15 protein-coding genes are annotated in these 19040 nt (G+C 69.1%); 12 read left to right on the top strand and 3 right to left on the bottom strand.

Annotated features, from left to right (window positions below):
* The first annotated feature begins 40 nt into the window (after positions 1–40).
* Genes F1643_RS12300 through F1643_RS12290 form a run of 3 tightly spaced genes read left to right on the top strand, consistent with a single transcriptional unit; the run spans position 41 to position 3987 of the window.
* The gene (locus tag F1643_RS12300) at positions 41–1849 is read left to right on the top strand and encodes an ATP-binding cassette domain-containing protein (RefSeq protein ID WP_194913461.1); all 1809 of its coding nucleotides are present in this window, start codon (positions 41–43) and stop codon (positions 1847–1849) included.
* Positions 1842–2549, top strand: a complete 708-nt coding sequence (locus tag F1643_RS12295; RefSeq protein WP_194913459.1) for an ABC transporter ATP-binding protein — start codon at positions 1842–1844, stop codon at positions 2547–2549. The genes F1643_RS12300 and F1643_RS12295 overlap by 8 nt, the downstream gene beginning before the upstream one ends.
* Before the next feature lie 4 nt (positions 2550–2553).
* Positions 2554–3987, top strand: a complete 1434-nt coding sequence (locus tag F1643_RS12290; protein WP_194913458.1) for an FAD-binding oxidoreductase — start codon at positions 2554–2556, stop codon at positions 3985–3987.
* Between the two features lie 15 nt (positions 3988–4002).
* Here the strand turns inward: F1643_RS12290 and F1643_RS12285 are convergent, their stop codons facing one another.
* On the bottom strand, positions 4003–5997 hold the full coding sequence (locus F1643_RS12285) for a BTAD domain-containing putative transcriptional regulator (protein ID WP_194913457.1): 1995 nt from the start codon (positions 5995–5997) through the stop codon (positions 4003–4005).
* A 239-nt stretch (positions 5998–6236) separates the two neighbouring features.
* On the opposite strand from F1643_RS12285, the gene F1643_RS12280 reads away from it, so the two are divergent.
* Positions 6237–7049 carry a class I SAM-dependent methyltransferase gene (locus F1643_RS12280; RefSeq protein WP_194913456.1) on the top strand — a complete coding sequence of 271 codons (813 nt, stop codon included), beginning with the start codon at positions 6237–6239 and terminating at the stop codon, positions 7047–7049.
* Positions 7050–7076: 27 nt separating this feature from the next.
* On the opposite strand, the gene F1643_RS12275 is transcribed toward F1643_RS12280, so the two are convergent.
* Complete coding sequence (locus F1643_RS12275) at positions 7077–7814, bottom strand: siderophore-interacting protein (RefSeq protein WP_255542705.1); 738 nt, start codon at positions 7812–7814, stop codon at positions 7077–7079.
* Between the two features lie 158 nt (positions 7815–7972).
* Here F1643_RS12275 and F1643_RS12270 point away from each other — a divergent pair, with 158 nt between their 5' ends.
* The 8 genes from F1643_RS12270 (at position 7973) to F1643_RS23065 (ending at position 18823) form a co-directional block, all read left to right on the top strand.
* The gene (locus tag F1643_RS12270; protein ID WP_194913454.1) at positions 7973–8839 is read left to right on the top strand and encodes an AraC family transcriptional regulator; all 867 of its coding nucleotides are present in this window, start codon (positions 7973–7975) and stop codon (positions 8837–8839) included.
* A gap of 198 nt (positions 8840–9037) precedes the next feature.
* Positions 9038–11173, top strand: a complete 2136-nt coding sequence (locus F1643_RS12265; RefSeq protein ID WP_194913453.1) for a TonB-dependent siderophore receptor — start codon at positions 9038–9040, stop codon at positions 11171–11173.
* A 4-nt stretch (positions 11174–11177) separates the two neighbouring features.
* Positions 11178–11972 carry an ABC transporter ATP-binding protein gene (locus F1643_RS12260; RefSeq protein ID WP_194913452.1) on the top strand — a complete coding sequence of 265 codons (795 nt, stop codon included), beginning with the start codon at positions 11178–11180 and terminating at the stop codon, positions 11970–11972.
* Positions 11973–12034: 62 nt separating this feature from the next.
* Positions 12035–12865, top strand: coding sequence for an iron-siderophore ABC transporter substrate-binding protein (locus tag F1643_RS12255; protein WP_255542704.1), 831 nt, complete (start codon positions 12035–12037; stop codon positions 12863–12865).
* Positions 12858–14852, top strand: coding sequence for a Fe(3+)-hydroxamate ABC transporter permease FhuB (fhuB, locus tag F1643_RS12250; RefSeq protein WP_194913450.1), 1995 nt, complete (start codon positions 12858–12860; stop codon positions 14850–14852). Before F1643_RS12255 ends, fhuB begins: the two co-directional genes overlap by 8 nt.
* A gap of 54 nt (positions 14853–14906) precedes the next feature.
* The gene (locus F1643_RS12245) at positions 14907–16583 is read left to right on the top strand and encodes an ABC transporter ATP-binding protein (protein WP_194913449.1); all 1677 of its coding nucleotides are present in this window, start codon (positions 14907–14909) and stop codon (positions 16581–16583) included.
* A 258-nt stretch (positions 16584–16841) separates the two neighbouring features.
* Positions 16842–18275: a BCCT family transporter gene (locus F1643_RS12240; protein WP_255542703.1), complete on the top strand. Its 1434-nt coding sequence runs from the start codon at positions 16842–16844 to the stop codon at positions 18273–18275.
* Positions 18266–18823 carry a hypothetical protein gene (locus F1643_RS23065; RefSeq protein WP_255542702.1) on the top strand — a complete coding sequence of 186 codons (558 nt, stop codon included), beginning with the start codon at positions 18266–18268 and terminating at the stop codon, positions 18821–18823. Before F1643_RS12240 ends, F1643_RS23065 begins: the two co-directional genes overlap by 10 nt.
* A 30-nt stretch (positions 18824–18853) precedes the next feature.
* Here the strand turns inward: F1643_RS23065 and F1643_RS12235 are convergent.
* The coding region (locus F1643_RS12235) for a hypothetical protein (protein ID WP_194913448.1) at positions 18854–19040 on the bottom strand (187 nt) is incomplete at its 5' end.

Raw genomic sequence — 19040 nt, 5'->3', positions numbered from 1 at the left:
TGGCGCCCCAACGGCCTGTCAGCACGGCGCGGGGTCTGCGATGAACACCACCACTCACTCCCTGGCGCATCCCCTGGCCATCGGCGGCGGCATCGCGGCCCTGGCCGTCCTGCCCTTCCTGTCCGGCAACGCCTATCTGGAACATCTGCTGGTGCTGTGGATGCTGTACGCGCTGCTGGCGCTCAGCCTCAACATCGTCATCGGCTATCTGGGCGAGCTCACCTTCGGCCATGCCGCCTTCGTCGGCGTCGGCGCCTACACCTCCGCCATCCTCTCGACGCAGTTCGGCCTGCCGCCGCTGCTCGGGCTGCCGCTGGCCGGTCTGGTGGCGGCTTCGTTCGGTCTGGTGATCGGCTATGCCGCCCTGCGGGTGGTCGGGCCGCAGTTCGCCATCCTGACCCTGGGCTTCGGCGCCATCCTGTTCACCATCACCAACCATTGGGTCGACCTGACGCGCGGTCCGATGGGCATCACCGACATCCCGCCGATGGCAATCGGCCCGTTGGCCTTCGACAGCGCGCGCCCGACCTATTATCTCGTGCTGGCCCTGGTGCTGGCGACGGCATGGCTCTGCCACGCGCTGGTCACCAGCCGCACCGGCCGCGCCTTCCTGGCGGTGCGGGAGAACGCGCCGCTCGCCGCCTCGCTCGGCATCAACGTCTTCCACACCAAGCTGCTGGGCTTCGTCGCCGCCACGGCCATCGCCGGCATCGGCGGCGCCATCTACGCCCACTACATCCGCGTCATCACCCCCGACATCATGGGCGTCCACAATGTGGCGGCGCTCATCATCGTCGTGATCATCGGCGGGCGCGGCACCATCCTGGGGCCGATCCTGGGGGCGCTGGTCTATATCGGCCCTGTTGGAATCGCTCCGCGTCGCCGGTCCGCTGCGCATGGTCATCTTCGCGGCCCTGCTTACCGGCACCGTCGTCTTCCTGCCGGGCGGCCTGGTCAGCCTGTGGCAGCGCTGGCGCAACAGCCACAAGTCGGAGAACACCCAGCCGGCCACCCCCACCGGTTTGCCTCCCACCGGTTTGCCGAGCGCCGAAGGAGGTGCGAAATGAACCCCGCGGCTCAAGAAATCCTCTCCGTCAGCAACCTGACCCGCATCTTCGGCGGCCTGACCGCGGTGCGCGACGTTTCGATGACGGTGCAGGCCGGCGAAGTGGTCGGGCTGATCGGGCCGAACGGTGCCGGCAAGACGACGCTGTTCAACATGCTTGGCGGCTCGCTGCCGCCGTCGTCGGGCAGCGTCCGCTTCGACGGCACCGACTGCACCGGTGCGCCGTCGCACGTCATGGGCCAGCGCGGCGTGTCGCGGACCTTCCAGATCACCAGCCTGTTCCCCAGCCTGACCGCGCTCGACAACGTGCGCAGCGCCGCCTACCGCACCACGCGGGCAGGCTGGGGCGCCGCGATCCTGCGCAACGCCGCCTATCGCCGGGAAGAGGCGGAGTTGCGGCGCAAGGCGATGGAGATCCTGGCCTTCTGCGATCTCGACCATCGCACCGACACGTTGGCTGACTCCATGTCCTACGGCGAGCAGCGCCGGCTGGAGATCGCCATCGCGCTGGCCGCGGAGCCGCGCCTGCTGCTGCTGGACGAGCCCGCCGCCGGCATGAATCCGGAGGAAGGCCAGCGGTTGGTGGAGATGATCCGCCGCATCCGCGCCCGCGGCGTCACCGTGCTGCTGGTGGAGCACCACATGCGCGTGGTCGCCAGCGTCTGCGACCGGCTGGTGGTGCTGGACCATGGGGTGAAGATCGCCGAGGGGCCGCCGGCCAAGGTCCTGAACGACCCTGAAGTGATCCGCGTGTATCTGGGACGGGAGCCGGTCGATGCTTAAGGTCGAAGGTCTGAAGGTCAGCTACGGCCACCGCGAGGCGGTCCACAACGTCTCCCTGACCGTCGAGGAAGGGGAGTTGGTCACGCTGGTCGGCTCCAACGGTGCCGGCAAGACGACGACGCTGAAGGCGATCTCCGCCCTGCTTAGGCCGAGCGGCGGAACCATCACCTTCGACGGCGAGCGGATCGACCGCATGGCGCCGCACCAGGTGATCGAGCGCGGGCTGGTCCATGTGCCGGAAGGCCGCCAGCTTTTCCCCGACATGACGGTGTTGGAGCATCTGGAACTGGGCGCCCTGCGCGGCCGGCCCGGCAGCATGGGCTTCGCCGAGCGGCTGCGCTGGGTCTACGAGCTGTTCCCCATCCTGGCGGAACGCCGCACCCAGCGCGCCGGCACCATGAGCGGCGGCCAGCAGCAACTCGTCGCCTTCGGGCGCGGCCTGATGGCCAATCCGAGATGCCTGATGCTTGACGAGCCGACGCTGGGTCTGGCGCCGATCATCGTCGATACGCTGGCCGACACGATCAAAAGCCTGCACAAGTCCGGCATCACCGTCCTGCTGGTGGAACAGCGGGTCGATCTGGCCCTGCGTCTGGCCGACCGCGCCTATGTGCTGGAGACCGGCCGGGTGGTGATGGAGGATGCGGCGCAGACCCTGCTGGCCGACCCGCGCATCAAGACCGCCTATCTGGGGCTGTGAGGGCATGGCGGGGAGCGATGTGCTCGACCGGGCGCGCGCCATCGTCGGGCCGGCGCATGTGCTGTCGGACCCGGCCGACACCGCGCCCTTCCTGGCGGACTGGCGCGGCCGTTACCGGGGGGAGGCACTGGGAATCGTCCGCCCGGCCGATGCGGCGCAGGTGGCGGCCCTCGTCCGGCTCTGCGCCGACACCGGCACGCCGCTGGTTCCGCAGGGCGGCAACACCGGCGTCGTCGGCGGCGCCATTCCCGATGCTTCCGGCCGCAGCCTCGTGCTCTGCCTGTCGCGCCTCAACCGCATCCGCGCGGTCGATCCCATCGGCGACAGCCTGACGGTGGAGGCCGGCTGCACGCTGGCCGCCGTCCAGGCCGCCGCCGAACAGGCCGACCGGCTGTTCCCGATGAGTCTAGGCAGCGAGGGCACCTGCCAGATCGGCGGCACCATCGCCACCAATGCCGGCGGCACCGCCGTCCTGCGTTACGGCCCGATGCGCGACCTCGTGCTCGGGCTGGAGGTGGTGCTGCCCGACGGCACCCTATGGAACGGCCTGCGCGCGCTGCGCAAGGACAACACCGGTTATGCCCTGAAGCATCTGTTCATCGGCGCGGAAGGGACGCTGGGCGTCGTCACCGCCGCGACGCTGAAGCTGTTCCCGCGCCCACGCAGCACCGCTACCGCCTTCCTCGCCCTGCCCTCGTTGGAGGCCGCTCTGCGGGTGTTCGCGCGGCTGCGCGGCACGCTGGGCGACCGGGTGACCACCGCGGAAATCCTGTCGGACTCGCAGCTCGCCGCCGTGCTGGCCCATGTGCCGGGCACCGTCCGTCCGCTCGCCACGGCCATGCCCTGGTATCTGCTGGCAGAGGTCACCGACCCGATGGCCGGCCTGGACCTCGCCGCCGCGTTGGAGGACCTGCTGGGCGAAGGGCTGGAGGACGGCAGCGTCGCCGACGCGACCGTAGCCCGCAGCCATGCCCAGGCCGATGCCCTGTGGAAGCTGCGCCACAGCGTGTCGGAAGCCAACCGCAAGAGCGGCTTCGTCATCGGCCACGACACGGCGGTGCCGGTCGCCCGCATCCCCGATTTCGTCGCCCGCGCCACCGCCGCCGTCGAGGCGCTGCAGCCGGATGCCCGCGTGGTGGCGGTCGGGCATATCGGCGACGGCAACATCCATCTGGTCGTCATCCTGCCGGACAGCGCGAGGACGGAAGGCCTCCCGCTGGAGGCCACCGCCCGTGCGGTCAGCGCCGCCGTTCACCGCGTAGCGATCGACCTCGACGGCACCATCAGCGCCGAGCATGGCATCGGCCAGAGCGTGCGCGACGCGCTCGCCGCCTTCAAGGGACCGGCGGAGATGGCGCTGATGCGCGGCATCAAGCGGCTGTTCGACCCGCAGGGCATCATGAATCCCGGCAAGGTCGTCGCCACCGACGAGCCGTGATCAGCACGGCGACGATCAGGATTGAAGACCGATGCTCGGCCCGACGCGCCGGATGAGGTCGGCCACGGAAGGCGTCAGCGTGTGGAAGGCGGCGAGGAAGTCGTCGCACCGGTAGGACGGCGCCGTCTCCTTGATCCGCCGGGCATATCCTCCGGCCTCCTCCCGCCGGTCCGCCAAGGCATTGGAAAAGGCGGCGATGGCCTGGATGTGGACATGGGCGTTCGGCCGCCGCGCCGCCCGGTCGCCCCACAGCGCCGCCTGGGCATGCTCCTTCAGATTGAGGCAGGCGAGCGCCCGCGCGCCGAGCATGCCGAACAGCAGCGGATCGAACGGACTCAGCCGCTGCGCGACGTCGGCGGCACCCAGCGCGGCCCGCGCATCGCCACCCTGCGCCTGGACGAAGGCGAGGGAATAATGGCCGAGCGCGAAGTTGGGGTTCAGGCCGACCGCAAGGCTCAGTTCCTCCACCGCATCGTCCTGCCTCCCCAGCAGCCACAGCGCGCGGCCCAGGGCCAGATGGCTCGTCGGATCGCGCTCGTCCAGATCGACGCTCTGCTCGGCGAAGCGATAAGCGTGTTCCGCCTCGATGCCGCGCTGTCCGGTGCGATGCAGAAAGGCGTCCTGGAAATGGGTGAAGGACAGGCCGGCATGCAGCCGGGCGCTCGCCGGGTCGGTTCGAAGCGCCTGTTGGAAAAGGCCGCGCGCCGTCTCGTTGTCGTCGCGCGTGAAGCGGTACATGTGCCACAGGCCGCGATGATAGGCGCTCCAGCCATGCAGCGAGGACGGCGGAACCGCCAGGGCGCGGCGCATCTCGGCCGCTTCGATCTCGTCGTCGAGAGCGGCGGCGATGCGGGAGGCAAGCTCGTCCTGCACGTCGAACACGTCGTCCAGGCGCCGGTCGTAGAGGTCGCTCCACATCACGGCACCGGTTTCCGCCTCCACCAGTTCGACGGTCAGGCGAAGCCGGTGCCCATCGGTGCGGATCCCCCCGCTGGCCAGGTAACGCACGCCGAGCGCCCTGCCGACCGTGCACGGGTCGATCTGGGTTCCGCGAAAGCGGAAGGAAGACCCGCGAGCGATGACGAACAGCGAGCGCAGCCTCGAAAGCCGCACCAGCACGTCGGCGGCCACCCCGTCGGCGAAGCCGCCGCCTTCGGACGGTCCGCCGATGGTGCCGAAGGGCAGAACCGCCAGCGACGGCCGGTCCGGCAGCACCGGCCGGCTTGACCGGGAGGGGTCAGGCAGCAGTCCGGCAGGCCGCTCCGCCATGGTTGCAGCTGGGTGGCGGTCGCGGATGCCGTGCAGCAGTTCGACCGTCTCCTCCTCCGGGTCGGCATCGAGGCAACGGCGCACCGCCTCGGCACAGATCCGGTACTGCTGAACGGCATCCGACCGCCGGCCGTTGCGTGCATGCAGCCGCATCAGCGCGCGGTGCGCCTCCTCGCAGGCGGGGTCGAGCGCCAGCCAGCGCTCCGCCGTGGACGCGACGCCGTCCCAGTCCCCCTCCGCCTCGCAGGATGCCGTCAGGCGCGCGAAGATCCCGGCCGCCAAGCGGGCGAAGCGGGCGCGTTCGCCGGCCAGCCAGTCATCGAACCCTTGCCTGCAGGTCTCCGCATCGGACAGCAGCGGGCCGGCGCACAGGGCCGCGGCGGCGCGCAGGCTCCCGGCCGTGCCATCCCGTGCCAGCCGCTCCACCATCACGCCGTCGACACACTCGGGCGGCAGGGCCAGCGACACCTCGTTCCTGTCCGTGCGGATCAAATCAAGGCCCGCCTGCCCGCCGAGGTGCCGCAGCTCCATCAGGCACTGGCGCAGGCTGTGCAACGCCCGCCGCTCCTCGCAGTCCTCCCACAGCAGGGCGGCCAGCCGTTCGCGAGAGACCGGTCGCGGAGCGGTCAGCGCGACATAGGCAAGCAGTAGCTGCGCATTCCGCCCGCGCAGAGGGAGGGCACGCCCACCGGCATCGGCGAGCGAGAAGCCGCCCAGCAGCCTAAGCGTCGGCCCGGCCATGCCGCACCAAAACGGAAATTGCCTACCACCCCGATCATAGCAGGCGGGACGAATCCTGTCAGACACGCGTCGGCCCAGGGGGCTACCCCTGAAGGACGGGTCGCCATTTTGACGATCGGTTGACGCGAGGGCTGACGATCGGACGACGCCCGGCTGACGTACCCCCGCCATCCTCGCGGCCGAAGCCCGCCGTCACCGGGCGCAATCGCAATCCGCAATCGCACTTCAAGGAGAATGACATGGACGACCTGATCGCCACCGCTCCCGCCATTCAGCCGCACAACGAGCGGGCCGCCGCCGTGTGGAGTTCGGGCGGCCGGGATTACGAGGAGATCATCCGCGGCGTCTATGACGGCATCGACGCAGCCGTCGCCGGGCTCGCGCCCCAGCCGGGCGAACGCATCCTCGACGTCGCGACCGGCACCGGCATCACGGCGCGCGCCTGTGCCCGGCGCGGCGCGCAGGTCACCGGCATCGACATCGCCGCCGGATTGCTGGACGCCGCACGCTCGCTGTCCGACGGGCTTTCCGTCGACTACCGGCTGGGCGATGCCGAGGCGCTGCCCTTCGCCGACGCCAGCTTCGACGCGGTGGTGTCGACCTTCGGCGTCATGTTCGCCGCCAAGCCGGAAGCGGCGGCACAGGAACTCGCCCGCGTCTGCCGGCCCGGCGGCCGGCTGGCCCTGACCACCTGGACGCCGGACGGCGCCATCGCCGAGATGTTCGCACTGATGCGCCCCTACATGGCGGCGCCTCCAGCAGTGTCTCCCTTCGCCTGGGGCCGCCCCGAACGGCTGGAGGAGTTGCTGGGCGGCGCCTTCGACCTGACGGTCACGACCCTGACCAGCCACTACGTCGAAACCGGCGGCGAGGCGGCCTGGAACACTTTCGTGACCGGCTACGGCCCGACGCGCACCCTGGCCGCCAGCCTGGACGAGGAACGACGCTCCGCTCTGAAGCGGGACTTCGTCGCTTTCCACGAGCGCTTCCGCGAGGGCGGCGGCATCCACGTTCCGCGCACCTTCCAGCTCACGCTCGGCCGGCGGCGGTAACCCCTTCCAACTCAGGACAGGGCGGCTTCAGCCATAATGCTCGAAGCCGCCCTGGGCGACGCTCGCCTTCCAATAGGCGACGACCGAACAGGCGTCCGCCGGAAGGCGGAGGGTCTGGCGAACATGGCCGCGGATGCGCCGGGCGGTGCCATGCTCCGTCCCGCTCCACACCGCGAGCCCCTGCATTCCGGCCGTTGCCGCCGCCATCACCGCCTCCGGCAGGGGCGAGACGCCCGGCGTGGAGTGTCGGTCCCGGTGGAACCATGTGACGGAGGTGGCGGCCGGCGATGCCAGCTCCTGCTCTTCGCCCTCCCCCGGCACCTCGACGAACACCTCGGCCGAGGCATCGGCCGGCAGGTTTTCCAGCAGATGGGCGATGGCCGGTAGCGCCGCATGGTCGCCGGCCACCACATAGCGGCCTGCCGGCTTCATCGCGATCCCGCCCGATACCGAGATTCCCACCCTTTCCCCCGGCTTTGCGCGGGCAGCCCAGCCAGACGCCACGCCGGCGCCGTGAAGCACGAAATTCACCTCCAGCGTCCCGGCGGCGGCATCCAAGCGCCGTACCGAGTAGATGCGCAGCGGAGAACCGCCGCCGTCGCCCGCCGGAACCATGAGCCCGACATGTGGGGCCAGCACGCCGGGCTTCAGCGTGAACCCCTCCAGCGCCGGACCGCCGAGGACGATGCGGCGCATGCGCGGCGTCAGGGTGGAGACGGCCACCACCTCCACCCACCGAAGATCACAGGGATACTTGCTGCTCAAGACAGGCCACTCCGCACCGGCACCGATGGTGGCGCATGCTAAATAAGAATGCGACTTGTTCGCAATAGCGCTTTGCCCTATAGGAGGTGATTGTCACGAAGGGCGCCGGAACCGCGCGATTTGCGGCCAGAAAGTCGATCGATGCCGTTCATCCGAGAATGCAGAGCCATACCGAAGGAATCACCATTCTCGGCGACCTGCAATGGCGCGCCTGGAACGGGATGATCGCCGACATCTGGACGGTGGCCTGCGAGCAGAATGCCGGCGGCGAATATGTGTCGGAGGCCCCGCGTCTCGTCGTGGTGCTCGACCAGCTCGGCGACGGCGCCCTCCATGTCATGGACTCCCCCGACCGCGGCAAGTCCCACCGGCTGAGCCGGCGCCAGCCCATGAGCTTCGTTCCGGCCGGCCTCAAGGTCTGGTCCCGCACCGAGAGCATCCGCCGCCTGACCCATCTGGACCTGCATTTCGACATGTCCGTTCTGGAAGGCCGCTTCATGGACGGGCCGGACCTCCGCGAGATGGACCGGCCGCGGCTGAACTTCTCCGACGAGCGGCTGTTCTCGCTGGCCCGACTGATCGCGGCTGAATGCCGGACGTCGGGAGCCCTGCACGACCTTTACGGCGAAAGCCTGATGGCCGCCCTGTTCATCGGCCTCGTTCAGACCGAACCGGCGGCCGACCGCAAGCGCGGCCAACTGCCGCCGCGCCAGTTGAGGCGCGTGATCGACTTCATCGAGGAACATTGCAGCCGGCCGATCCGCCTGCAGGAACTGGCCGAACTCACCGGCCTGTCGCCCGCCCATTTCTGTTCCGCCTTCAAGGCATCGACCGGCGTGCCGCCGCACAAATGGCAGATGCGGGCACGGGTCGAGCGTGCCAAGTCGCTGCTGACCACCTCCGACGTGACGCTGGCGGCTGCGGCGGCGATGGCCGGATTCTCCGATCAGGCGCATCTGACGCGCGTCTTCCGCCAGATCGTGGGCGCCACGCCCGCCGCCTGGCTGCGCGACCAGTCCGCCTGAGCCGATGCCGACGCCGATGCACGACGAATGTCGAAAGATCGTCCAACCCATCCAAAGACGGTTCAATCCGGGCCTTCATGCATATGCTAATCATTCGCAACAACAGCTCCACCTTCGGACAGGATGGTCCGGTGGCGCTTCGCGGGTGGTGCATACAGTCCGAGGCCGATTGCGATGGTTCACTTTTCGATCAAGCGAATGACCCGTTTCCTCTTGAACGGCACGGCGCTCGCCGCCCTGCTGATGCCGGCCCTGTCGCAAGCTCAGGCGCAGGACGCAAGCACGCCCGCCATCCTCGGTCCGGTGACCGTCGAAGGCAGCAGGGCCGTCGATACGGCGACCAGCCCGGTCAACGGCTATGTCCCGGCCCGGTCGGCCACCGGTTCCAAGACCGACACGCCGCTGGAGGAAATCCCGCAGTCGGTGTCGGTGATCGGCCGCGAGGAGATGGACGACCGCGGCGCCCAGAAGGTGGACGAGGCGCTGCGCTATACCCCCGGCGTCTTCAGCCAGCCTTTCGGCCGTGACAGCGACACCGACTGGGTCTTCATCCGCGGCTTCCAGGCGACGCAGTCCGGCGTCTACCAGGACGGGCTGCAGCTCTACGCCTACGGCTTCGGCGGCCAGTTCGTCGACAGCTACAATCTGGAGCGGATCGAGGTCCTGCGCGGCGCCTCCTCCGTGCTCTACGGCGGCAGCAACCCCGGCGGCCTGCTGAACTACGTCACCAAGCGTCCGGGCGGCACGCCGGTGCGCTCGGTCGAGGCCGGCATCGACCAGCATGGCACCGCCCTTCTCGGGCTGGATGTCGGCGGCGCGCTCGATCCGACCTTGAGCTACCGGCTGACCGGCCGCATCGCCGGCGGCGACACCTACACCGATTTTGCCGACGGCTTCCGCGGCACCGTTTCGCCCAGCTTCAAATGGTCGCCGAACGACGCCAACAGCCTGACGGTGCTGGCCAACTACACCGACATCGACGAGACGCACAACGGCGGCGCCTTCCTGCCCTATGTCGGCACTGTGGTCGACGCACCCTTCGGCCGGATCGACCGCAAGGCCAACTTCACCGAGCCCGGCATCGACACCTACCGCCGCCGTCAGGCCTCGATCGGCTACGAGTTCGAACACCGCTTCGACAACGATCTGATCTTCCGCCAGAACGCGCGCTACAACCACAGCAAGGTCCACGAGGTCACGGTCTATCCCTTCGGCTACGGCGGCTTCTCGGCCACGCCGACCGATCCCGACAACCTGCTGTCGCGCATCAATTTCGAGCACACGACCCAGGTCAACAGCGTCCTGATCGACAACCAGCTTGAAGGCAAGCTGCGCACCGGCCCGGTCGAGCACACGGCGCTGGTCGGCATCGATTACAAGTATTTCGCCATGGATCAGGTGCAGGCGTCCGGCTCGGCCACGACGATCAGCGCCACCAGCCCGGTCTACGGCGCGCCCCAGGGCCAGCGCTTCGCCTACATCGACCAGGAGCTGACGATGCGTCAGCTCGGCGTCTACCTGCAGGACCAGATGCGCTTCGGCCAGGGCTTCCTGGTGACGCTGAGCGGCCGCTACGACATCGCCTCGACCGATGCGGACGGAACGCCCGCCTATGACGGCAAGACCGGCAAGTTCAGCGGCCGCGCCGGTCTGGCCTATGAGTTCGCCAACGGCCTGACCCCCTATGTCAGCGCCTCCACCTTCTTCAACCCGGTGCTGGGCTCCTCGGCCGCGGTCGGCGTCTTCAAGCCGGAAAGCGGCCGCCAGTACGAGGTCGGCGTCAAGTACCGCCCGGCCTGGATGGACGCGATCTTCACCGCCGCCCTGTTCGACCTGACCCGCACCAACGTGGTGACCGGCGCCTTCAACGCCGAGACCCAACTGGGCGAGGTCAATTCCCGCGGCGTCGAGCTGGAGGCCAAGGCAAACATCACCCCCGGCCTGAAGGCGACCGCCTCCTTCACCGCACTCGACCTCGACATCAAGAAGGACGCCAACCCGGCCCTGATCGGCAAGACGCCCTACATCGTGCCGCAGGTCCAGGGCTCCGCCTTCCTCGACTACACCTTCCGTGAAAGCGTGCTGAACGGGGTGTCGGTCGGCGGCGGCGTGCGCTATGTCGGGTCGTCCTGGGCCGACAACGAGAACACGCTGAAGGTCCCGGCCGCAACCGTCTTCGACGCGCGGATCGGCTACAAGCGCGACAACTGGGGCGCCAACCTGTCGGTCACCAACCTGTTCGACAAGGACTACGTCGCCAGCTGCCAGACCCAGTATTCCTGCGGCTATGCGGAGGGGCGGACCGCCCTGCTGACCCTCAACATGACTTGGTAGCCCGATGCCCGGCCCGGACAAGCCCCCTGCCCTCTACGAACTCGACGCCGTCGGATTTTCGGCGGCCGGCCGGCCGATCCTGTCGGACCTGTCGCTTCGATTGGAGCAGGGGCGCATCTACGGGCTGGTCGGCCCCAACGGCTCCGGCAAGAGCACGCTGATCCGCATGCTCGCCCGCCAGCAGCCGCCGGAGGCCGGCCGCATCCGCTGCCTCGGCACCGAGATCGCCCGGATCGGCGAGCGCGACTTCGCCCGCACCGTCGCCTACATGCCGCAGTTCACCCCGCCGGCGGAGGGCATGACGGTGCGCGAGCTGGTGGCGCTCGGCCGCTTCCCCTGGCACGGCGCGCTCGGCCGCTTCGGGGCGGAGGACGCCGCCAAGGTGGCGGAGGCGATTGCCGAGACCAACCTCGACGCCTTCGCCGACCGGCTGGTGGACAGCCTGTCCGGCGGCGAGCGGCAGCGCGTGTGGCTCGCCATGATGCTGGCGCAGGACACGCGCTGCCTGCTGCTGGACGAACCGACCTCGGCGCTCGACATCGCCAGTCAGGTCGAGATGCTCGGGCTGGTGCGCCGGCTGAGCCGCGCCCGCGGTATCGGAGCGGTCATCGTTCTGCACGACATCAACATGGCCGCCCGCGTCTGCGACGAGATCCTGGCGATGCGCGGCGGGGCGCTGATCGCCCAGGGAACGCCGGACGCCATCATGACCGGCGAGACGCTGGGCGCGATCTACCGCCTCGCCATGGGGATCGTCCCGCATCCCGTCACCGGCGACCCCATCGGCTACGTCCTGTGATGGCTGTGGCAAGGACGATATCGCGGCGCCGCGCGCTGGGCCTCGCCGCCGGGCTTGCACTGATGCCCCACCTCGCCTGGGCGGCAGTGCCGCAACGGGTGGCCGTCATCGACTGGGCGCTGCTGGAAACGGTGCTGGCGCTGGGGGTGGTCCCGGTCGCCGCCACCGAACTGCTGCAATTCCGCAAGACCGTCGTCGAGCCCGCGGTGCCGGAGTCCGTCGCCGACATCGGTCTGCGCGGCACGCCGAACTACGAGGCGCTGAACCTCGCGGAACCCGACCTGATCCTCACCTCCAACTATTACGAAGGCCAGCGCGCCAGCCTGGAGCGGGTGGCGGAAACCGTGTCGCTGTCGATCTACACGCCGGGCGTACCGCCCTACCCGGCCGCCGCCGATGCCGCCCTCGCCCTCGGCCGGCTGCTCGGCCGGGTGGCGCAGGCGCAGGCCGTCGTCACCGATACGGAGGCGGAGATCGCCCGCCTGCGCGAGACCTTGAGCGGCATCGGCCGGCGGCCGGTGCTGGCGATCAATTTCGGCGATGCCCGCCATTTCCGCGCCTTCGGCACCGACAGCATGTTCGGCGACGTGCTGCGCCGGCTGGGGGTGGAGAACGGCTGGGCGGCACAGTCCAGCTACAGCGCCACCGCGCCGGTGGGCATCGAGGCGCTGGCCCGCTTCCCCGACGCCGCGGTCGTCGTCGTGCCGCCGGTTCCCGCCGATGCGGTGCGGACGCTGGCCGACAGCGCCCTGTGGCAGGCCCTGCCGATGGTGCGGGAAAGCCGCGTGGCGGTGATCGAGCCGGTCAACCATTTCGGCGGTCTCCCCGCCGCCCTGCGCTTTGCCCGCCTTGCCACCGCAGCCCTTTTGCGAGGCAAAGACGGCCATGGCTGAGCGCGCGCCGATGAACCGCATCCTCCTGTGGGGCGGGCTGGCCGTCCTCGCCGCCTGCCTGTCGACGATCCAGGTCGCCGGGCATCTCGCCGCGCCGGCCCCCGTCGGCGCGACGCCGAGCGGCGCCGACTGGCTCGACGCGATCATCCTCCATCACAGCGTCCTGCCGCGCATCGCGGTCTCGCTGGTCGCCGGGGCGGCGCTGGGATTGTCGGGGCTTCTGCTCCAGCGCGTGCTGCGCAACCCGCTGGCCGAGCCCTCGACGCTCGGCGTGTCGGCCGGCGCGCAGCTCGCCATGACGGTGGGGCTGCTCTACGCGCCGGCGCTGATGGAACAGGCGCGCGAGGGCGTGGCGCTGGCCGGCGGCCTGACCGTGGTCGGGCTGATCCTCGCCATGACATGGCGGCGCGGTCTGGAGCCGGTAGCCGTCATCCTGGCCGGCATGATGGTCGCACTGACCGCCACCATGGCCAGCGCCGCGCTGATCCTCGCCAACGGCGACTATCTGTTTTCGATCTTCATCTGGGGCGGCGGCGCACTGGCGCAACAAAGCTGGGACCCAACCTTGACCATCGCGCTGCGCCTATTGCTGGGCATCGCCGCCGCCCTGCTGCTGATGCGCCCGCTGGCGATCCTCGGCCTGGACGATGCCAGCGCCCGCAGCCTGGGCGTCGCCCTCAACGCGACGCGCTTCGCCGTCATCGGCGTCGCGGTCTGGCTTGCCGCCAGCGTGACGGCGGAGGTCGGCGTGATCGGCTTCGTCGGACTGGCCGCCCCCGCCCTGGCGCATCTCAGCGGCGCGCGGACCCAGACGCAGAAGCTGATCGCAGCCCCTTTGATCGGCGCGGTCCTGCTCTGGGTCACCGACGGGCTGGTGCAGTTGCTGGCCGGCGCCAATGGGGAGCGGGTGCCGACCGGCGCCGCCACCGCCCTGCTGGGCGGCCCGCTGCTGCTGTGGCTGCTGCCGCGCCTGCGCATGTTCGAATGGCCGTCGCTGAACAACCGGCCCGCCCCGTCGCGCCGCAGCCCCCGTCCCCGTCTGCTGATCGGCCTGTTCGCCCTGCTGAGCCTCGTCGCCGTCGCCCTCGCGCTGACCGTCGGCTATGGCCCGGACGGCTGGTCGCTCGCCACCGGCTCCCTGCTCGACCGGCTGTTGGCATGGCGCGGGCCGCGCGTGGCGGTAGCGGCGGCGGCGGGTGCCATGCTGGCGGCGGCCGGAATGCTGTTGCAGCGAATCACAGCCAACCCGCTGGCCAGCCCGGAAATCCTCGGCGTCGGCACCGGCTCGGGCGTCGGGCTGACCGCCGCGCTGTTCCTGGTCGCCGCCCCCGGCATCGGCCTGCAGATCGCGGCTTCCGCGGCGGGAGCGGTGCTGGTGCTTGCCGCCATGCTGGCGCTGTCACTGCGCGCCGGCTTCGGACCGGAACGGCTGCTGCTGGCCGGCATCGCCATGAGTGCGCTGTGCAGCGCCGTCCTGACCGCCGTCATCGCCACCGGCACCCCCCAGGCCTTCACCTTGCTGCGCTGGCTGAGCGGGTCGACCAACGACGCCGGCCCGGCCGACGCCTGGTTCTGCGCCGGTGCCGCCGTCCTGCTGCTGGCGGCCCTGCCGCTGGCCTCGCGCTGGCTGGAGATCCTGCCGCTCGGCGACGTCACCGCCCGCTCGGTCGGCCTGCCGGTGCGGCGCTGCCGCATCCTGCTCGTGCTGTTCGCCGGCCTGCTCACCGCGGCGGCGGCGCTCTTCGTCGGACCCTTGAGCTTCGTCGGCCTGATCGCCCCGCACCTCGCCCGCCTTGCCGGCCTCGGCCGCGCGCTGGAGCAGGGCATCGGCGCCGTCCTGATCGGCGCCGGCCTGATGGTGGTGTCGGATTGGCTGGCGCGGACGGTCGCCTTCCCCTATCAACTGCCGCTGGGATTGTTCGCCGCGCTGCTTGCCGGCCCCTACCTGATCCGGTTGCTCAGCCGGGCCAGCCCCTGCGCCGGCTAACCCGCTCTGTTCCCCCGTGCCTACTCCCTTGTCAGTTCAGGAATGAGAAGAGCCATGCTCCGCCGCTTCCTCGCCTACTACCGTCCCTACAAGGGCCTGCTGATCCTCGACATTTCCTGCGCGATCCTGTCGGGGCTGCTGGAGTTGGGCTTTCCGATGGCGGTGCGCGCCTTCGTGGACAAGCTTCTGCCCACCCAGGACTGGCCGCTGATCGTCGCCGCGACGGCGCTGCTGCTGGCGGTCTACATGGCGAATGGCGGGTTGATGGCCATCGTGACCTATTGGGGCCACAAGCTGGGCGTCAACATCGAGACGGAGATGCGCCGGAAGAGCTTCGACCATCTGCAGAAGCTCTCCTTCAGCTTCTACGACAACAACAAGACCGGCCACCTCGTCGGCCGCGTCACCCGCGACCTGGACGAGATCGGCGAGGTGGCGCACCACGGCCCCGAAGACCTGCTGATCGCGGTGATGACCTTCGTCGGCGCCTTCGCCCTGATGGCGGTGGTGCACCTCCCGCTGGCGTTGATCACCGCCGCCATCGTGCCGGTCATCGCGTGGCTGACCAGCCGCTACGGCGGACGCATGACCAAGAACTGGCAGTCGCTCTATTCCCGCGTCGGCGACTTCAACGTCCGCATCGAGGAGAATGTCGGCGGCATGCGCGTCGTCCAGGCCTTCACCAACGAGGACCACGAGCGCAAGCTGTTCGCCGAGGACAACGACCGCTATCGCAAGACCAAGCTCGACGCCTACAAGATCATGGCGGCGTCGACGACGCTGAGCTACATGAGCATGCGGCTGATCCTGATCGTCGTCATGCTGACCGGCGCCCATTTCGTCCTGGTGGGAGAACTGACCCAGGGCGGATTCTTCGCCTTCCTGCTGCTGGTCAACACCTTCTTCCGCCCGATCGAGAAGATCAACGCGGTCATCGAAACCTACCCGCGCGGCATCGCCGGCTTCCGCCGCTACACCGCCCTGCTCGACACCCAGCCCGACATCGAGGATGCCCCCAACGCCGTCCCGGCGCCGCCGCTGAAGGGCGACATCCGCTTCACCGACGTGTCCTTCGGCTATGACGCCGCCCGCCCGGTCCTGAAGGGCGTCGACCTCGGCATCAAGGCCGGATCCACCGTCGCCTTCATCGGCCCGTCTGGCGCCGGCAAGACGACGATCTGCTCGCTTCTGCCGCGCTTCTACGAGATCACCGGCGGCACCATCACCATCGACGGCCTCGACATCCGCAGCATGACGCTGGCCTCGCTGCGCCGGCAGATCGGCATCGTCCAGCAGGACGTCTTCCTGTTCGGCGGCACGATCCGCGAGAACATCGCCTATGGCCGGCTGGGCGCGTCGGACGCCGAGATCACCGAGGCGGCGCGCCGCGCTCATCTCGACGGGCTGATCGCCTCGCTGCCCGACGGTCTCGACACCGTCATCGGCGAGCGCGGCGTGAAGCTGTCGGGCGGCCAGAAGCAGCGCCTGACCATCGCCCGCATGTTCCTCAAGAACCCGCCGATCCTGATCCTGGACGAGGCGACCTCGGCGCTGGACACCCGGACGGAGCGGGAAATCCAGAAATCCCTGATGGAGCTGGCGGAAGGGCGGACGACGCTGATCATCGCCCACCGGCTGGCGACCATCCGCAATGCCGACGAGGTCTATGTCGTCGGTGCCGAAGGCGGGATCCAGCGCATCACCCACGAGGAACTGGCCGCCCACGGCTGACCCCGGCGGGCAGCGGTTCGGCGGACGCCTCGCCGGACCGCCCTGCCCCGAATGCTCACGTGGCACAGAGGCCGCGGAACAAGCCTCAATCATCGGCCTCACCAAACCCGATGGCTGGACAAATCTCCATGTGATCCAGCCACAGATCCGTGCATCCGATCCATACTGATGCTCTCGGCATTATCCCAACGCAGCCCTTTATCCCTGCATGGAAGTCTTCGTACCATCCGCCTGATCTAGCGAGGACGATGGGTTTTCATGCAACAGATAAACAAGACCGTTTCCTTCACAGCCGGCGGCCTGATTCTACTGTTCGTTGCTCTGGCTGCGTTGTTTACCGAGCCGTTCGGCTCCCGCGTGTCGGAGATGCAGGCATTTGTCGTCGGCAACTTCGGCTGGTTCTACGTGCTTGTCGTCGCGGGTTTCCTGCTGTTCATCCTGTGGCTCTTCTTCAGCCCTTACGGCTCGATCAAGCTGGGTCACGACGATGACGAGCCGGAGTTCAGCTACCCGTCCTGGTTCGCGATGCTGTTCAGCGCCGGCATGGGCATCGGGCTGCTGTTCTACGGCGTCGCCGAGCCGATGCTGCACTTCTCCAATCCGCGCGTGGGCGAGGCGGGAACTCCCGACGCCGCGCGCGAGGCGATGAACCTGGCGTTCCTGCACTGGGGCCTGCACGCCTGGGCGATCTACATCGTCGTCGGGCTTTCCCTCGGCTACTTCGCCTACCGCCACGATCTTCCCCTCACCGTCCGTTCGGCGCTCTATCCGCTGCTGGGCGACCGCATCCGCGGCTGGCCCGGCCATGTCGTCGACATCATCGCCATCTTCGGCACGCTCTTCGGCATTGCGACTTCGCTGGGTCTCGGCGTCATGCAGATCAATGCCGGTTTCGCCTATCTCGGCCTGCTGGACGTGGGTCTGTCGCAGCAGATCGTGCTGATCGCCGTCATCACGGTGGTGGCCACGGTCTCCGCCGCCAGCGGCGTCGGGCGGGGAATCCGCCGTTTGAGCGAACTGAACATGCTGGCGGGCGTGCTGCTTCTGACCTTCGTCTTCCTTTTGGGTCCGACGGTGTTCCTGCTGTCGACGCTGGTGGAGAGCATCGGCCGCTACCTGTGGACGCTGCCCTACACCAGCTTCCGCACCCTGCCCTATGCCGGGGCGGAGTGGCAGGCCAGTTGGACGATGTTCTATTGGGGCTGGTGGATCTCCTGGGCGCCCTTCGTCGGCATGTTCATCGCCCGCGTGTCGCGCGGCCGCACCATCCGCGAATTCATCGGCGGCGTGCTGTTCGCGCCGGTCGCCCTGACCATGCTGTGGTTCATCGTGTTCGGCGAGACGGCGATCCACATGGAGATGTTCGAAGGCGGCGGCATGGCCGCGGCGGTGGCCGACAGCGTGCCGACCGCGCTGTTCGTCATGCTGGACCGGCTGCCGCTCAGCACCATCACCTCCGCCATCGCCACGCTGATGGTCGTCACCTTCTTCGTCACCTCCGCCGATTCCGGCGCGATGGTCATCGACATCATCGGCTCCGGCGGCGATCAGGATCCGCCGATCGTCACGCGCATCTTCTGGGCCCTTCTGTCGGGAGTGGTGGCGGCGGTGCTCCTGCTGGTCGCGGGCTCCAGGCCCTGCAGACCGCGGCGGTCACCACGGCGCTGCCCTTCGCGTTCGTCATGTTGTTGATGTGCGTCGGCCTCGTCGTCAGCCTGCAGAGCGAGCGGAAGGTCGATCCCGGCAGGCGCACCACCCGCGCCGCGGCAAGCGCGACCGCTCCAGCTGCGGAAACGGCCGGCGACGGCGACTGGCGGCAAGGGCTTTCCGCGATGCTGGGCCGCCGGAGCGGACAGTCGGCGGTTCCGCCGGGCGCCGGGGCCGCGCGGCGGAACGTGGCGCGATTCATCGCCGACGACGTGGTGCCGGCCCTGCGCGACATCGCGGAGGAACTGGAACGAAACGGCCGCGTCGTGGAAATCGACACCAGTTCCTTCACTGCCGGCATCGCCGTGCTGAGGGACGGCCAGGAGGAGTTCTCCTACGCGATCCGCGCGCGCGCCTATCATCCCATGAGCTTCGCCTTCTCGGGCATCGAGAAGGATGACGAGCCCTGGCAGACGCGGGCCGAAGTCATCCTGCGCGGCGGCCTGCACAAGCAGCTTCCGCAGGAACGGATGAACCGCAGCGCCATCCGCCATGACTTCATCCGCGAATACGGCAAATGGATGGGCTGGTGAGATGACGATGCCGTCGTCCCGCGAACTCCGTCACGACCATTTCCGGCAGATCTTCCTCAGCGAGCGGTCGCGCCGGGAATCGATCCGGAGCAGCATCGGGACGCCGGTATCGGCGATATCCTTCGCGGTCTTCGCCTGGGAAACCTGGCGGTGCGCTTCGACGCCTCCCGGCTGAACGAGCCCATCGCCGTGGCCATCGCCGCGCTGACCGCGGTCA

This window comes from Azospirillum sp. INR13, from assembly GCF_015390205.1.
Lineage (GTDB): Bacteria > Pseudomonadota > Alphaproteobacteria > Azospirillales > Azospirillaceae > Azospirillum.
Note: the sequence above shows the minus strand (reverse complement) of the source record. Positions and strands in the feature narration are given on the sequence as shown.

What these genes read in the sequence shown, in the direction of transcription:
- F1643_RS12300 (WP_194913461.1), top strand. Translation starts at nt 41, where the DNA reads ATGAACACCACCACTCACTCCCTGGCGCATCCCCTGGCCATCGGCGGC.
- F1643_RS12295 (WP_194913459.1), top strand. Translation starts at nt 1,842, where the DNA reads ATGCTTAAGGTCGAAGGTCTGAAGGTCAGCTACGGCCACCGCGAGGCG.
- F1643_RS12290 (WP_194913458.1), top strand. Translation starts at nt 2,554, where the DNA reads ATGGCGGGGAGCGATGTGCTCGACCGGGCGCGCGCCATCGTCGGGCCG.
- F1643_RS12285 (WP_194913457.1), bottom strand. Translation starts at nt 5,997, where the DNA reads ATGGCCGGGCCGACGCTTAGGCTGCTGGGCGGCTTCTCGCTCGCCGAT.
- F1643_RS12280 (WP_194913456.1), top strand. Translation starts at nt 6,237, where the DNA reads ATGGACGACCTGATCGCCACCGCTCCCGCCATTCAGCCGCACAACGAG.
- F1643_RS12270 (WP_194913454.1), top strand. Translation starts at nt 7,973, where the DNA reads ATGCAGAGCCATACCGAAGGAATCACCATTCTCGGCGACCTGCAATGG.
- F1643_RS12265 (WP_194913453.1), top strand. Translation starts at nt 9,038, where the DNA reads ATGACCCGTTTCCTCTTGAACGGCACGGCGCTCGCCGCCCTGCTGATG.
- F1643_RS12260 (WP_194913452.1), top strand. Translation starts at nt 11,178, where the DNA reads ATGCCCGGCCCGGACAAGCCCCCTGCCCTCTACGAACTCGACGCCGTC.
- F1643_RS12255 (WP_255542704.1), top strand. Translation starts at nt 12,035, where the DNA reads ATGCCCCACCTCGCCTGGGCGGCAGTGCCGCAACGGGTGGCCGTCATC.
- fhuB (WP_194913450.1), top strand. Translation starts at nt 12,858, where the DNA reads ATGGCTGAGCGCGCGCCGATGAACCGCATCCTCCTGTGGGGCGGGCTG.
- F1643_RS12245 (WP_194913449.1), top strand. Translation starts at nt 14,907, where the DNA reads ATGCTCCGCCGCTTCCTCGCCTACTACCGTCCCTACAAGGGCCTGCTG.
- F1643_RS12240 (WP_255542703.1), top strand. Translation starts at nt 16,842, where the DNA reads ATGCAACAGATAAACAAGACCGTTTCCTTCACAGCCGGCGGCCTGATT.
- F1643_RS23065 (WP_255542702.1), top strand. Translation starts at nt 18,266, where the DNA reads ATGTTGTTGATGTGCGTCGGCCTCGTCGTCAGCCTGCAGAGCGAGCGG.